Raw genomic sequence first — 14202 nt, 5'->3', positions numbered from 1 at the left:
CCACCGGCGAACCCTCATCCGGCCCTGCGGGCCACCTTCTCCCAATGGGAGAAGGAAAGAAGGCGTCGCCATCACGCCACCATCTCGAACGGTTCCAGCCCCGAGAGCCGCAAGGCCACCGGCCGCTCCGGGATCGCGCGCGGCTTCAGCGGCGCGACTTCTTCGGCGACGTGCCTGATGTGGTCCGGCGTGGTGCCGCAGCAGCCGCCGACGATGTTGACCAGACCCGACGCCGCCCATTCCTCGATAAAGTGGGCGGTCTCGTGCGGCTCCTCGTCGTACTGGCCCATGGCGTTGGGCAGGCCGGCGTTGGGATAGGCCGCGACCAGGGTGTCGGCGACGCGGCTCAGTTCGGCGATGAAGGGCCGCATCAGGTCGGCGCCCAGGGCGCAGTTGAAGCCCACGGCGAAGGGCTTGGCGTGGCGCACGCTGTTCCAGAAGGCCTCGGCCGTCTGGCCCGACAGGGTGCGGCCCGACCGGTCGGTGATGGTGCCCGAAATCCAGATGGGCAGGGCGTCTAGCCCATCGTCTTCCAAATCCTTGATCGCCTTGATCGCGGCCTTGCAGTTCAGCGTGTCGGTGATGGTCTCGATCAGATAGAGGTCGACGCCGCCCTCGTTCAGCGCCTTCACCTGATGGCGATAGGCCTCATAGACCTGATCGAAGGTCACGCTGCGGGCGCCGGGGTCGTTCACGTCGGACGACATGGACAGCATCTTGTTCAGCGGGCCGATGGAGCCGGCGGCGAAGCGCGGCTTGTGCGGCTCCTTCTCCGTCCAGCGGTCGGCGGCGGCGCGGGCCAGTTTGGCGCCTTCCAGATTGATGTCCCACACCGCCTGGGCGTCCAGGGCGTAGTCCTCCTGGGCGATGGTGGTGCCGGAGAAGGTGTTGGTCTCGGATATGTCGGCGCCGGCGGCGTAATACTGGTCGTGCAGGTCCGAGATGATGTCGGGGCGGGTGATGCAGAGGATGTCGTTGTTCCCCTTCATCTGGTGCGTCTCGTCATAGCCGTTGGCGGCGACGAAACGGTCGGCGCGGAAGTCGGCTTCCGACAGGCCCCGACGCTGGATCATCACGCCCCAGCTGCCGTCGAGGACCAGGATGCGTTCCTTGGCCGCCGCATGCAGGGCGGCTATCCGTTCGGCGCGGGTGAGGGGAGAGGTCATTACGCCACAGCCATTGTTTCACGCACGCCCAGCACGCGGCAGATCGCATAGACCAGATCGGCGCGGTTCAGGGTGTAGAAGTGGAAGTCGGAGAAGCCTTCCTCGTGCAGACGCGCACAGGTCTCGGCGGCGACGGAGGCGGCCAGCAGTTTGCGGGTCTCCGGGTCGTCGTCAAGCCCGTCGAAATGCGCTTGGAGCCAGTCGGGGATGCTCGTCCCGCAGGCGCCGGACATGCGCTGGAGGCCGGCGAAGTTGGAGACGGGCATGACGCCGGGGATCAGGGGAATGGTCACGCCCGCCGCCCGCACCCGGTCGCGGAAACGCAGGAAGGCGTCGATATCGAAGAAGAACTGGCTGATGGCCCGGGTCGCGCCGGCGTCCACCTTGGCCTTGAGCACCTCGATGTCGTGATCGATGGAGGGGCTCTCGGGATGTTTCTCGGGATAGGCGCCGACCGTGACGTCGAAGCCGCCGATCCGGCTGATGGCGGCGGTCAATTCGGTGGCGTTGGCGTAGCCGTCGGCGCGCGGCTGATAGACGCCGCCGATGCCGCCGCCGCCGGGCGGATCGCCACGCAGGGCGACGATGTGATCGACGCCGACGGCCTTATAGCTGGCGATCACCTCGTCCACCTCATCCCGACTGGCGTCGACGCAGGTCAGGTGCGCGGCGGGACGTAAAGCCGTCTCGGCGATGATCCTTTGCACGGTCCGGTGGGTGCGTTCACGCGTCGAACCACCCGCTCCATAGGTGACAGAGACGAAGGCGGGGTTCAGCGGCTCAAGCCGGCGGATCGCCTTCCACAGATTGACCTCGGCCTCGTCAGTCTTGGGCGGAAAGAACTCGAAGGAGACCCGAACCGTTTCGCGGTTCGACCCAGCGCGCGCGACGGGACCAAGGGGCGAGAGCAGCAGGGCGCGCGCTTCCGCCAGATTGGTGGAGGAACCGGTCATCATGCGCTCTTTCTGCCTTGGGCGGCGGCCGGCGCCGCCCTGCGCTCCGCCGTCCAGATCGTCACGGTCAGCCCTTCGTTATCGGGGGGCAGGGCGATGGGCGCAGAGGGAGCCAGGCCGTTCTCGACCAGCCAGTCGGTGATTTCGGCGTCGGCGAAGCCCAAGCGGCGGTGCTGATGCGCCTCACGCATATGTTCGAAGTCGTGGGGTGCGAAATCCACGATGACCAGCCGCCCGCCCGGGCAGACCAGACGCGCCGCCTCAGCCACGGCGGCGGACGGGTCGGCGAGATAGTGTAGGACCTGATGCACGATCACCAGATCGGCGCTGCCGGCGGGCAGGCGGGTGGCGAAGATGTCGCCGTGACGCAGTTCGACCTTGCTCAGTCCGGCCTTGGAGACGTTGGCGCGGGCGATGTTGAGCATGTTCTGGCTAAGATCCAGACCCACTGACATCTTGGCCTTCTTGCCGAACAGGGTCAGCATCCGTCCCGAGCCGGTGCCCAGATCGACGACACGCTTGAAGGGACCCGGCCCCACCGCCCTTTCCAGCGCGGCCTCCACGGCGCTTTCGCTGACATAGAGGGAGCGCAGCCGGTCCCATTGCGGCGCTATCTGTTCGAAATAGCTTTCGGCCGCCTGCTGTCGGTCCTTCTGCACCTCGCTCAGTCGCCGATGGTCGGCCTCTCCGGCGTCGTCGGCCAGGATGTCCAGAACGGTGTCGATCAGCCGCCGCGCATGGGGATCGTGCGACAGGCGGTAATAGACACGGGCGCCGTCGGGAAACCGCTCGATCAGCCCGGAATCGGTCATCAGCTTCAGGTGACGGGAGACGCGGGGCTGGCTCTGGTCCAGAATGCGCGACATCTCCATGACCGACAGCTCTTCACTGGCCAGCAGAGACAGGATGCGCAGGCGGGTGGGTTCGCCGGCGGCGCGAAGCGCTTCGACAGTCTGATCGGCGTTCAGGCTCATATGATCATATAAAGATATCTTTATATGATTTGGCAAGCAGAAACCTTGTCGCAAAGGCCGCGACGGGAAGGCTTCCGTTCGCCGTTGAAGGACATGCAATCCCTTTGGAGTGGTTCCATGCGCAGCCTTCTGATCTCAACCTTCGCCCTCCTCATCGCCGGACCGGCCCTGGCGCAGAGCGATTTTCCGGAGCCGCCGATGGGCGGGGGGCAGATGTCCGGTCCGCCGCGGATGGGCGGGATGCGTCCGCCGGAGCGCGAGACCCTCGCTGACATGAAGGCGAGGATGGGCGCGATGTTCGACCGTATCGACGCCAACCATGACGGCGCGGTCAACGCCTCGGAGCTGGCCGCCTCGCCGGGCGGTCGGATGCTGAGCCGCGCCGATGCGGATGGGAACGGACTCATCACCAAGGCCGAGATGGAGGCCGGCGCCGAAGCCATGTTCAAGACCATGGACAAGAACGGCGACGGCGTCGTCACGGCCGATGAACGTCCGCAGCGTCCGCAACGCCCGAACTGATCACTCGACCGGCGTCTTCAGCGGCTGGTCCGCGAAATGCGCCTGAAGATTCTGCATCAGCAGCATCAGCATGCCCTGCACCCCGGCGGTCGTCGCGCCGGCGGTGTGGGGCGTCAGGACGAGGTTCGGAACATCGGCCCAGCGTGAAGGCTCGGTCGGCTCCTCCATGAAGACGTCCAGGGCCGCCTGGCCCAGGGCGCCGGATTTCAGCATGTCGATCAGGGCGTCCTCGTCGATCAGCTGGCCGCGCGCGACATTGACCAGCAGGCCGTCCGGCCCCAAGGCCTGAAGCACCTCGCGTGAGATCAGGCCGCGATTGGTTTCATCGGCCTTGCAGGCGACGACGAGGATGTCGCTGGCCTCGGCCAGGGCCGACAGGCTGTCAGCCCGGGGCCATTCGGCAGCCTTGGGGCGAGGGCCCCACCAGCTCACATCCATGCGGAACGTCTCGGCGCGCCGGGCTACCGCCGCGCCTATGGCGCCCAGGCCGACGACGCCCAGTTTCTGGCCGCCGAGCGAGGGGGTGATGCTGCGGGTCTCGGCGGTCCAGCCGCCCGACCGGACTTGGCGGTCGCCCGCGACGATCTGCCGACGCGCGGCCAGGATCAGGCCCAGGGCGTGGTCGGCCACGTCTTCGTGGTTGACGCCCGGCGCATGGGTGACGGGCAGGCCGCGTTGCCGGCACCAGTCGATGTCGATCCCGTCATAGCCCGAGGTGAAACAGGCGATCAGATCGAGGGCGGGGAGGCGTTCGATCAGCCCCTTGTCCAGCGGCGCCTCGCCGGCGACGATCAGGGCGCGGATGTCATGGGCGGCCTCAATGGGCGGGCCTTCCCAGAAGCGGTAGACGTCATAGGCGCTCTGTAGGATCGGCGAGAGCGGGGCGAGATGCCGCTGCATGATGAGAACGGCGGGGCGTTGGGTCATGCAGCGGCTCCTCTTTTTAGATCAGGCGATCAGCGCCCGAACTTCTGGTGTTGCAGGCGCTTGGGAATGATGCTGTCGGCGCCCAGGCGGCGCATCTTGTCCTGTTCGTAGGCCTCGAAGTTCCCTTCGAACCATTCCACATGGCCGTCGCCTTCAAAGGCGAGGATGTGGGTGGCCAGACGGTCCAGGAACCAGCGGTCGTGGGAGATGACCACGGCGCAGCCGGCGAACTCCTCCAGAGCCTCCTCGAGGTTCTGCAGGGTCTCGATATCCAGGTCGTTGGTCGGTTCGTCGAGCAAGATCAGATTCCCGCCGGCGGCCAGGGTCTTGGCCAGATGGACGCGGTTGCGCTCGCCGCCGGACAGCTGACCGACCTTCTTCTGCTGGTCGCCGCCCTTGAAGTTGAAGCTGCCGACGTAGGCGCGGGTGTTGATCTCGCGCTTGCCGACCATCATCACGTCGGTGCCGCCGGAGATGGCCTGCCAGATAGTCTCGTCCGGCTTCAGGTCGTCGCGCGACTGGTCGACGTAGGCCAGCTTGACCGTCTCGCCGACGCGGATCGAGCCGCCGTCGGGCTTTTCCTGGCCGGTGATCAGCTTGAACATGGTCGACTTGCCGGCGCCGTTGGGGCCGATGACGCCGACGATGCCGTTGGGCGGCAGTTTGAAGGTCAGATTGTCGAACAGCAGCTTGTCGCCATAGGACTTCTGCAGGCCCTCGACCTCCAGCACCACATTGCCCAGGCGCGGGCCGGGCGGGATCTGGATATGGGCGTGGGTCTGGGCCCCGCGCATCGATTCCTGTTCCTCGACCATCCGTTCGTAGGCGGCCAGACGGGCCTTGGACTTGGCCTGACGGGCCTTGGCGCCCGAACGGACCCATTCCAGTTCGCGGGTGAGGGCGCGCTGGCGGGCTTCGGATTCCGACTGCTCCTGCACGACGCGCTTCTGCTTGGCTTCCAGCCAGGAGGAATAGTTGCCCTCGTGCGGGTGGCCCTTGCCGCGGTCCAGCTCCAGGGTCCACTTGGTGACCTGGTCCAGGAAGTAGCGGTCGTGGGTGACCAGGATGACGCAGCCCGGGAAGTTCTCCAGGTGGTGCTGCAGCCAGGCGACGGATTCGGCGTCCAGGTGGTTGGTCGGTTCGTCCATCAGCAGCATGTCGGGCTTGGACAGCAGCAGGCGGGCGAGGGCGACGCGGCGCTTCTCACCGCCGGACAGGTTGGTGACTTCCCAGTCGTCGGGCGGGCAGCGCAGGGCGCCCATGGCCATCTCGATCCGGCTGTCGATGTCCCAGACGTCGGCGGCGTCGATCTTCTCCTGGAGGCTGGTCATTTCCTCCATCAGCTCGTCGGTGTAGTTCTCGCCCAGTTCGGCGGCGACGGCGTTGAAGCGGTTGACCCACTGCTTCTCCTCGCACCAGGCCTCGACGTTCTCGCGAACATTCAGGGCGGGATCGAGCTGGGGCTCCTGCTCCAGATAGCCGCGCTTGATTCCGTCGGCGGCGCGGGCCTCGCCGGAGAACTCGGTGTCCAGGCCGGCCATGATCTTCAGCAGGGTGGACTTACCCGAGCCGTTGACCCCGACCACGCCGATCTTGGCGTCGTTGTAGAAGCTGAGCCAGATGTTCTCGAAGATCTTGCGGCCGCCGGGGAAGGTCTTGGTCAGACCCTGCATCTGGAAAATATATTGCTGCGCCATGAGGTGCGATTTCGCCCTTGGGGTTTCGTCGAATGGGGGAGGTTGCCGCGGATGTAGCGATCCTGAGGCGCGAGAGCAAATAAGGCGAGTATCGGCGGGTCGGGCGCCCTGTCTCGGGACGGGGCCTCTCACCAGTCCAGAGCGGCTTCGCCTCTCAGAAGGGCCTCGGATTCGGGCGTGTGTTTGGCGCCCGACCGGTCGTGCAGCACCAGCGGCGGCAGGAGGCGCAACGGCGCCTTGCCGGTCTTGATCGCCCGGACCAGCACCCGTTTGGCCGGTTCCTCGGCGAAGGGCTGAATCGGTCGAATGGCGAAGGACCCGGCCTTGTCTCCCAGCAGGGCCAGCAGATCGGCCAGGCGGTCGGCGCGGTGGATGATCACGATCCGGCCGCCCTCGCGCACCGCTTTCAGCAGCAGGCCGGTCCAGGCCGCCAGGCCGTCCTCGGCCATCCAGGCGCCCTGTTTGCCAGGGGCCGGCGCGCGCAGGGCGCCCGGGTCGTCGAAGAAGGGGGGATTGGATACGGCCCAGTCGAAGGCCGGCAGCTCCAGGGGGCGGAAGCCCGCCGCCACTTCGCCGTCGATGACGGTCATACGGTCCGTGAAACCGTTCAGCGCCGCATTCTGACGCGCCAGATCGGCGGCGAGCGAATCGCGCTCCAGCCCCGTCAGGAAAGCCCCCTCATGACGGGCGGCGATCTGCATCAGGACCGCCCCCGCGCCGCAGCCGGCTTCGAACAGCCGCTCGCCCGGCCGTGGCGCGACGGCGGCAGCCAAAAGGGCGGCGTCCATGCCGGCGCGATAACCCCGCGCGGGCTGTCGCAAACGCACGCGCCCGCCCAGCAGGGCGTTCTCGACGACTTCCGGCGCGGCGGGAACGCTGTCCAAGCCTCAATCTCCTTGACCCTCCGGGGGGTGATCACCATTGTGCGCGCCATCGCGATCCGGCAAGCGGACGCGGTCGGAATTAGCTGCGCGGCGGACGTTGCGCGACCTGCGAAAGAGTATCCCCTTGGACCTCGCCCCTGCCGTGTTTCCCCGTCCGAAGGGGGATGTGAACGCCCTCGTCCGGCTGGCCGGAACCGATATGGCTGAGGTGGACGCCCTGATCATCGACAGGATGCAGTCGGATGTGCCGATCATCCCAAGACTGGCCGAACATCTAGTCTCGGCGGGGGGCAAGCGGCTGCGGCCCCTGCTCACAGTCGCCGCCGCCAGGGCCACGGGCGCGCAAGGGGACATTCTGTCGCCCAAGAAGCTGGCGGCGGCGGTGGAGTTCATCCACACAGCCACCCTGCTGCACGACGACATCGTGGATGCGTCGGAGCTGCGTCGAGGCAAGGTCGCCGCTCATCTGATCTGGGGCGCGCCCACCAGCGTCCTCGTCGGCGACTTCCTGTTCGCGCGCGCCTTCGAACTGATGGTCGAAACGGATTCGATGCGGGCTCTGGGCATTCTGGCCGAGGCCTCGCGCGTGATCTCGGAAGGCGAGGTGCTGCAGCTGACCCGCGCCCACGACCTGAACCTGGACCAGGCCACCTATCTTCAGATCATCTCGGCCAAGACCGCCGAACTGTTCGCCGCCGCCGCCGAGGCGGGGGCCGTGGGCGCCGGGGCGTCGGTCGAAGCGGTCAAGGCCCTGCGCGACTACGGCATGGCCCTGGGCATCGCCTTCCAGCTGGCCGATGACGCCCTGGATTACGGCGCGACCGCCGAGGCCCTGGGCAAGAACGCCGGCGACGACTTCAACGAGGGCAAGGCCACCCTGCCGCTGCTGCTGGCCGTGGCCCGCACTCGGGGCCGCGAGGACGCCTTCTGGGAGCGGACCGTGACCAAGGGCGAACGCACGCCCGAGGACTTCGCCCGAGCCCGCGAACTGGTCATCGGCTCGGGCGCCATCGGCGCGACCCTGGACCTGGCCGGCGACTACGCCGATCAGGCCAAGGCCGCCCTGTCGGTCCTGCCGGCCTCCGACTGGCGCGCGGCCCTGGAAGACCTGGCCGATTTCGCCGTTTCGCGTGCCGCCTGAACCTGTGAATGAACCCGATCCGACGGCGACGGTCGCGGCGAGTCTGGACGCCCAGGTCCGCGCCGCCGATCTGGACCGCTGGCTGTCCAGCCGCCTGGTCGCCGACGCGCGCGCCCGCGCCGACCTGATCACCCTCTACGCCTTCGAGGCCGAGCTGATGGCCATACCCACGCGGGTGACCCAGCCGCTTCTGGCCGAGATGCGCTACACCTGGTGGGCCGAGCAGCTGGACGGGGTCTTCGCCGGGATCCCCCGCAAGGGTCACCCGGTGCTGGAGGCCCTGACCGATCTGGTCGCCCGCCACGGCCTGGACCGCGCCCCCTTCGACGCCCTGATCGAGGCCCATATCGGCCGCGTCCACGGCGAGCCCCACGACCTGGACGCCTTCTACGTCGGCCCGATGCAGACGGCGGTTCATGTGCTGGCCGGTCCAGGCCATGCGCACAAGGTGGTCGAGGCGGGGCGGATGCGGGGGCTGGCGCAGGTAGGGCGGACGGAGGAGGCGCGGGCGGGACGCGGGACGGCGAACGCGGCCTTGAAGAGCCTGCCCGCCGAAGCCTTCCCTGCCGTGGCCTCGGCCGCCCTGACGACGCCCGATCAGCCGGAGCCGCTCAAGCGTTTGCGGCTGATCTGGGCGACGGTGCGCGGACGGGTTTAGCCCGCGTCCCGCCAGGCCTTCAGGCTCTCCATCGCCCGAATGCTCTGAAGCCGTTTCTTGGCCCGGCCGCGTTCCTTGGGATGGATGCGCTTGCCGTCCTCATCGACCTTGGGGGCCTCCAGCGGGGGCAGCAGGCCGTAGTTGATGTTCATCGGCTGGAACTTGGAGCCTTCCAGGTGGCCCCCGGTGATGTGCTCGACCAGGGCGCCCATGGCGGTCTCGGGCGGGGGCGGCGACAGGTCGCGGCCCAGAGCCTGCGCTGCGGCGAGGCGACCGGTCAGCAGGCCCATTGCGGCGCTCTCGACATAGCCTTCGACCCCCGTGACCTGGCCGGCGAAGCGCAGGCGGGGCATGGCCTTGAGCCGCAACTGCTTGTCCAGCAACTGGGGGCTGTTCAGATAGGTGTTGCGGTGCAGGCCGCCCAAACGCGCGAACTGGGCTTTCTGCAAGCCGGGGATCATGCGGAAGACCTCGGCCTGCGCCCCGTGCTTCAGCTTGGTCTGGAAGCCGACCATGTTGAACAGGGTGCCCAAGGCGTTGTCCTGACGCAGCTGGACGATGGCGTGAGGCTTGACCGTCGGATTGCGCGGATTGGTCAGGCCGACGGGCTTCATCGGGCCGTGTCGCAGGGTCTCGCGCCCCCGCTCGGCCATGACCTCGATCGGCAGACAGCCGTCGAAATAGGGGACGTGCTCCCAGTTCTTGAACTCGGCCTTGGGGCCGTTCAGCAGGGCGTCGATGAAGGCCTCGTACTGGTCCTTGTCCATCGGACAGTTGACGTAGGCGGCCGCGTCTCCGCCGGGACCTTCCTTGTCATAGCGCGACTGCCGCCAGGCGATGTCGAAGTCGATCGAGTCAGCGTGGACGATGGGGGCGATGGCGTCGAAGAAGCTCAGGCTCTCCTCGCCCGTCGCCTTCAGGATGGCGTCGGCCAGGGGGGGCGAGGTCAGGGGGCCGGTGGCGACAATCACATTGTCCCAATCCTCAGGCGGCAGGCCGACGATCTCCTCACGTACGACGGTGATCAGAGGGTGGGCCTCCAGCTTCGCCGTGACCGCCTGGGAAAAGCCGTCGCGATCCACCGCCAGGGCGCCGCCCGCCGGCACCTGATGGGCGTCGCCGCATGCCATGATGACCGAGTCCAGCGCGCGCATCTCGGCGTGCAGCAGACCGACCGCATTGTACTCCCAATCATCCGAGCGGAAGGAGTTGGAGCAGACCAGTTCGGCCAGTCCGTCCGTCTGGTGGGCGTCGGTCTTCACGCCGGGCACGCCGCGCATCTCGTGCAGGATGACGGGCACGCCGGCCTGAGCGATCTGCCAGGCGGCTTCCGAGCCGGCCAGGCCGCCGCCGATGACGTGAACAGGGGAAGGAGATGTGGGGGAAGCGTTCATCGCGGCCTTCTAGCGGCCGTCTGGCGTGATGTCATGATCCCCTGCTATGTCGCGGCGGGGATGAGGGGGTGCGCGTGAACCGTCACAGACAGTTGCCGTTAGGCGAGACCCTGAAGGCCGCCTTCGCAAAGCTGCCGCTGGCCTGGCGGGGCGCGTGGGGCGCGATCCTGGTCTGCGCCGTCGTTTGGAGCGTCGCCGGGTGGAGCGCCCATGCGGTTGAAGCCTCGTGGGCGATGATCGGGCGGGGTGTCGGCCAGATCGCCGGCCTCGTCGCCGGCTTGGCCCTGGCGGGCGGCCTGACGCGGATTGCGGTCAGCGTCGATCTGGATGAGGCGCGGCGACGCGGACTGGGTCCGGCCGGTCTTCAGTTCGGATGGCCGGAACTGCGGTTGCTGGGCGCCGCCCTGCTGTGCGCGGTCTTCATGGCCATGATCCTGTCGGTTGCGGCCCTGCTGCTTCTGGCCCTGTTCGGAATGGCGGGGCTGGACGCTGAGGCGATCAACCAGCGGAACTGGGCTGCGGTCGGTCCGGTGTGGAAGCTGGTGCTGCTCGCGGTCGTGACCCTGCTGGTGGCCTATGGGGTTCTGGTGATGGCCGTGCGGCTGTCCTTGTTCGCCCCGGCCACCCTGGGGCGCGGGCATATGGTCTCGCTGAACAGCATGGGCGTCGCCCAGGGCAGTTTCTGGCCCCTGCTGGGCGGGCTGATCGTGGTCGGCCTGCCCAAGCTGGTCCTGATCGGGCTCTCCGCTGCGGGCTTGCTGTCCGGCGCCGCCAGGGACGTGGCATCCGCCCTGGTCCTGTCGGGGCTGGAGGCGCCCTTGGCCGCCGTCTTCCTGGGCGAAGCCTATCAGCGGCTGGAATATTGGGCTCCGGACGCGCGCGATCCGGGCTGACGCCTAACGGATCGAAACCGAGCGTTCCAGGCCGTACAGGGCCTCGACCAAGTCCTCCGCCTTCTGCTGGACCAACTGCTGGGCGTCCTGAACGCCGCGATTGTAGAAGATCGCGCCGATTTCCTTGCCGATGAAGTCCAGCAACATCTCGGCCGGCAGTTGAGCCAGCTCCAGCTCCAGCTCGTCGCGGAAATAGGCGCGCAGCCTGGCCGTGGCGGCCGCGCGCTGATCCTTGGACAGTTGAACGGGCTTGATCATCACGCCACCTCGGCCAGCGCCTCTTCCGCCGCGATCCAGGCGGTTTCAGCGGCGTCCAGATCGGCCTGGGTCTTGGCGCGGGCGCGGCCCAGGCTTTCCAGCTTTTTCGAGTCATTGGCGGCTGCCGCAGCGGCGAGGTCGGTGTCGATACGGGCCAGGTCGGCGGTCAGGCGGGCCATCTCCTCTTCCGCCTTCTTCACCGCATGGCGCAGGGTAGAGGGGGAGGGGCCTGATTTCTTTTTCTCCGCCTTGGGCGCAGCGACAGGCGCCGCTTCGGCCACGGGCTCATGCTTGATTTGGCTGGGTTTCATCCCGGCCTGTTTGGCGCGGTCGAGCACGAACTTGGCGTAGTCGTCCATGTCGCCTTCGAACGGCTTCACCGTGCCGTCGGCGGCCAGCCACAGCCGGTCGGCGACCAGCTCCATCAGCGACCGGTCATGGGTGATCAGGATCACGGCGCCCGTGTACTGGTTCAGGGCGTCCAGTAGGGCGCGGCGGCTGTCGATGTCCAGGTGGTTGGTCGGTTCGTCGAGGATCAGGATGTGGGGAGCATCCATGGCCACCAGGTTCAGCAGAAGACGCGCGCGCTCGCCCCCGGACAGGGCGCCCACCTTGGTGTCCTGCTTCTGGAAGGGCAGGCCGAACTGGGCCAGGCGGCTGCGCCGGCTGCTTTCGGACGCTTCGGGCATGGCGCGCAGGATGATCTGCAACGGCGTGTCCTCGGGATCCATCGCCTCGATCTGGTGCTGGTGGAACCAGCCGACCCGCATCTTGCCGTCGCGGTGGAACTCGCCGGCGTCGACGGTCAGGGCCTTGGCGATCAACTTGGCGAAGGTGGACTTGCCGGCGCCGTTGACGCCCAAGAGGCCGATGCGGTCGTCCAGGTCCATCCGCAGGTTCAGGTTCCGCAGGATCGGCTTGCCCGGCTCATAGCCGACGCTGGCCTTCTCCAGACGGATCAGGGGCGGGGGCAGGGGGCGCTCCGGCGAAGGCAGGACGAAGGGGGCGACCCGTTCTTCGGGCGGCAGCTCGATCCGCTCCATCTTCTCCAGCTTCTTGACGCGCGACTGGGCCTGGGTGGCCTTGGAGGCCTTGGCCTTGAAGCGGTCGATGAACTTCTGAAGGTGGGCGCGCTCGGCGTCCTGCTTGGATTTGGTGGCCTCCATCAGCCGCAGCTTTTCGGCCCGGGTGCGCTCGAAGGTGTCGTAGTTGCCGGTGTAGAGCTCCAGCTTGCGGTTCGAGAGCTGCAGGATATGGGTGCAGACCGAGTTCAGCAGATCGCGGTCGTGCGAGATCATCAGGGCCGTGTGCGGGTATTTCTTCAGCCGCGCCTCCAGCCACAAGGCGCCTTCCAGATCGAGGTAGTTGGTCGGTTCGTCCAGCAGCAGCATGTCCGGTTCGGCGAACAGGGCGGCGGCCAGGGCCACGCGCATCCGCCAGCCGCCCGAGAAGTGCGACATGGGCCGTTGGATGTCTTCCTGGCTGAAGCCCAGGCCGACCAGGATTTCCGAGGCGCGCGCCGGGGCGCTCTCGGCGTCGATCTCGATCAGCCGGCCCCAGATCTCGCCCATCTCCTCGGGATCGGCGGTTTCCAGCCGCGTCATCAGCTCGTGGCGCTCAACGTCGGCTTCCAGAATGGTCTCCAGCACGCTGACGGGGGTGGCGGGGTGTTCCTGATCGACGGAGGCGATGCGGGCGGTCTTGGGCAGGCTGATCTCGTCGCCGTTGGCGGCCAGTTCGCCCAGGATCACCTTGAACAGGGTCGACTTGCCGATACCGTTGCGCCCGACCAGACCCACCTTGGAGCCGGGCGGCAGGCTGACCGAGGCGTCGTCCAGAAACTGGCGGCCCCAAGCGTTCAGGGTCAGGTTGTTGATCTGGAGCATGAGGACGAATTGACTTTCTGACTGGTCATCTCAATATGACCAGTCATGACGTATGACCCTGTAGGCGGCGAGGTCGTCATAACGGCCACGGAGTTCAAGGCCAAGTGCCTGGACCTGCTGGATCGTGTGAACTCGGGCGAGATCCGTCGAGTTCGCATCACCAAGCGCGGCAAGGAAGTGGCGGTGGTAAGGTCTCCCGATCACCCAGCGGAGAAGCCGTGGGATCCCAACAGCATCTTTGGTGGTATGAAGGGCACGTTGATCATACCTGAAGGGCTGGACATCGACGGCCCGATCTACGACCCCGCCCTACACGGGGTATGTGATCCGGAGCGTGGCCTGTGGGATGAAGAATGAGCGGCGTGCTCCTGGACACGAACGCCTTCATCAGAATGGTTCTCGGAGCTTCGATCAGACAAGAAGCGCGCGACGTCATCGCCAAAGCGGCGCAAGCCGACGATCTCTGGGTTTCGTCGGTCTCGGCCTGGGAAATCGGCATGCTGGCGACCGCGACCCGAACGGGACGCCTTCTCCAGATCGCTGGAGATCCTGTCGTCTGGTTCGAAGCGGCGATGTCCAGCGCCACTGCGCAGGCTTTACCTCTTTCCGCGGCGGCGGCTTTGACCGCAGCAAGGCTGCCTGAACCGTTTCACAAGGACCCTGCTGACAGACTGCTCGTGTCGCAGGCGCGGGTAGACGATCTGCTCGTCGTCACCCGAGATCGCGCCATTCTGGACTATGCCGCCGCTGGCCACATCCGGGCCATCGCCTGCTGAAAGACGGCTTGGCGCGGGGGCGGGGCGTCGCTATAAGCCCGCGACCTCATTCTCCCTAACAAGAAGTCAATTC

Annotated in this window: 15 protein-coding genes; 6 read left to right on the top strand and 9 right to left on the bottom strand. The window is 67.1% G+C overall.

The window, feature by feature from the left end:
- Nucleotides 1-71 precede the first annotated feature (71 nt).
- Genes GGQ93_RS00260 through GGQ93_RS00250 form a run of 3 tightly spaced genes read right to left on the bottom strand, consistent with a single transcriptional unit; the run spans nt 72 to nt 3093 of the window.
- The gene (locus GGQ93_RS00260; protein ID WP_183214763.1) at nt 72-1166 is read right to left on the bottom strand and encodes a homocysteine S-methyltransferase family protein; all 1095 of its coding nucleotides are present in this window, start codon (nt 1164-1166) and stop codon (nt 72-74) included.
- On the bottom strand, nt 1166-2122 hold the full coding sequence (metF, locus tag GGQ93_RS00255; RefSeq protein WP_183214762.1) for a methylenetetrahydrofolate reductase [NAD(P)H]: 957 nt from the start codon (nt 2120-2122) through the stop codon (nt 1166-1168). Before metF ends, GGQ93_RS00260 begins: the two co-directional genes overlap by 1 nt.
- Nucleotides 2119-3093 carry an ArsR/SmtB family transcription factor gene (locus GGQ93_RS00250; RefSeq protein ID WP_183214761.1) on the bottom strand — a complete coding sequence of 325 codons (975 nt, stop codon included), beginning with the start codon at nt 3091-3093 and terminating at the stop codon, nt 2119-2121. The genes metF and GGQ93_RS00250 overlap by 4 nt, the downstream gene beginning before the upstream one ends.
- 117 nt (nt 3094-3210) lie before the next feature.
- Here GGQ93_RS00250 and GGQ93_RS00245 point away from each other — a divergent pair, with 117 nt between their 5' ends.
- Complete coding sequence (locus tag GGQ93_RS00245; protein ID WP_183214760.1) at nt 3211-3615, top strand: EF-hand domain-containing protein; 405 nt, start codon at nt 3211-3213, stop codon at nt 3613-3615.
- On the opposite strand, the gene GGQ93_RS00240 is transcribed toward GGQ93_RS00245, so the two are convergent.
- The 3 genes from GGQ93_RS00240 to GGQ93_RS00230 form a co-directional block, all read right to left on the bottom strand.
- Entirely contained in the window at nt 3616-4542 is a 927-nt protein-coding gene (locus GGQ93_RS00240; protein ID WP_183214759.1) for a 2-hydroxyacid dehydrogenase, read from the bottom strand.
- Between the two features lie 29 nt (nt 4543-4571).
- Nucleotides 4572-6239: an energy-dependent translational throttle protein EttA gene (gene ettA, locus GGQ93_RS00235; RefSeq protein WP_054766145.1), complete on the bottom strand. Its 1668-nt coding sequence runs from the start codon at nt 6237-6239 to the stop codon at nt 4572-4574.
- A 128-nt stretch (nt 6240-6367) separates the two neighbouring features.
- On the bottom strand, nt 6368-7123 hold the full coding sequence (locus GGQ93_RS00230) for a tRNA1(Val) (adenine(37)-N6)-methyltransferase (protein ID WP_183214758.1): 756 nt from the start codon (nt 7121-7123) through the stop codon (nt 6368-6370).
- 124 nt (nt 7124-7247) lie between these two features.
- Here GGQ93_RS00230 and GGQ93_RS00225 point away from each other — a divergent pair, with 124 nt between their 5' ends.
- A complete protein-coding gene (locus tag GGQ93_RS00225; protein ID WP_183214757.1) occupies nt 7248-8264 on the top strand; it encodes a polyprenyl synthetase family protein in 1017 nt (338 codons plus the stop codon).
- Between the two features lie 4 nt (nt 8265-8268).
- Entirely contained in the window at nt 8269-8922 is a 654-nt protein-coding gene (locus tag GGQ93_RS00220) for a squalene/phytoene synthase family protein (protein WP_183214756.1), read from the top strand.
- On the opposite strand, the gene trmFO is transcribed toward GGQ93_RS00220, so the two are convergent.
- Nucleotides 8919-10316: a methylenetetrahydrofolate--tRNA-(uracil(54)-C(5))-methyltransferase (FADH(2)-oxidizing) TrmFO gene (trmFO, locus tag GGQ93_RS00215; RefSeq protein WP_183214755.1), complete on the bottom strand. Its 1398-nt coding sequence runs from the start codon at nt 10314-10316 to the stop codon at nt 8919-8921. The two genes, GGQ93_RS00220 and trmFO, sit on opposite strands and share 4 nt — an antisense overlap.
- A gap of 74 nt (nt 10317-10390) precedes the next feature.
- Between trmFO and GGQ93_RS00210 the strand changes: the two genes are divergently transcribed.
- Nucleotides 10391-11209: a hypothetical protein gene (locus tag GGQ93_RS00210; RefSeq protein WP_183214754.1), complete on the top strand. Its 819-nt coding sequence runs from the start codon at nt 10391-10393 to the stop codon at nt 11207-11209.
- A gap of 3 nt (nt 11210-11212) precedes the next feature.
- Here GGQ93_RS00210 and GGQ93_RS00205 read toward each other — a convergent pair whose 3' ends face one another.
- Nucleotides 11213-11467 (bottom strand): DUF2164 domain-containing protein, encoded by a 255-nt coding sequence (locus GGQ93_RS00205; protein WP_221233485.1) that lies wholly within the window; start codon nt 11465-11467, stop codon nt 11213-11215.
- On the bottom strand, nt 11467-13353 hold the full coding sequence (locus GGQ93_RS00200; RefSeq protein WP_183214753.1) for an ABC-F family ATP-binding cassette domain-containing protein: 1887 nt from the start codon (nt 13351-13353) through the stop codon (nt 11467-11469). The genes GGQ93_RS00205 and GGQ93_RS00200 overlap by 1 nt, the downstream gene beginning before the upstream one ends.
- Before the next feature lie 45 nt (nt 13354-13398).
- Here GGQ93_RS00200 and GGQ93_RS00195 point away from each other — a divergent pair, with 45 nt between their 5' ends.
- Both GGQ93_RS00195 and GGQ93_RS00190 read left to right on the top strand, forming a co-directional pair.
- Nucleotides 13399-13710, top strand: a complete 312-nt coding sequence (locus tag GGQ93_RS00195) for a type II toxin-antitoxin system Phd/YefM family antitoxin (RefSeq protein WP_054766139.1) — start codon at nt 13399-13401, stop codon at nt 13708-13710.
- Entirely contained in the window at nt 13707-14129 is a 423-nt protein-coding gene (locus GGQ93_RS00190) for a type II toxin-antitoxin system VapC family toxin (RefSeq protein ID WP_183214752.1), read from the top strand. Before GGQ93_RS00195 ends, GGQ93_RS00190 begins: the two co-directional genes overlap by 4 nt.
- Nucleotides 14130-14202: the final 73 nt, after the last annotated feature.

It is taken from the genome of Brevundimonas aurantiaca (assembly GCF_014199955.1).
GTDB classification, from domain to species: Bacteria; Pseudomonadota; Alphaproteobacteria; order Caulobacterales; family Caulobacteraceae; genus Brevundimonas; species Brevundimonas aurantiaca.
This window is presented reverse-complemented; position numbering and strand designations above follow the sequence as displayed.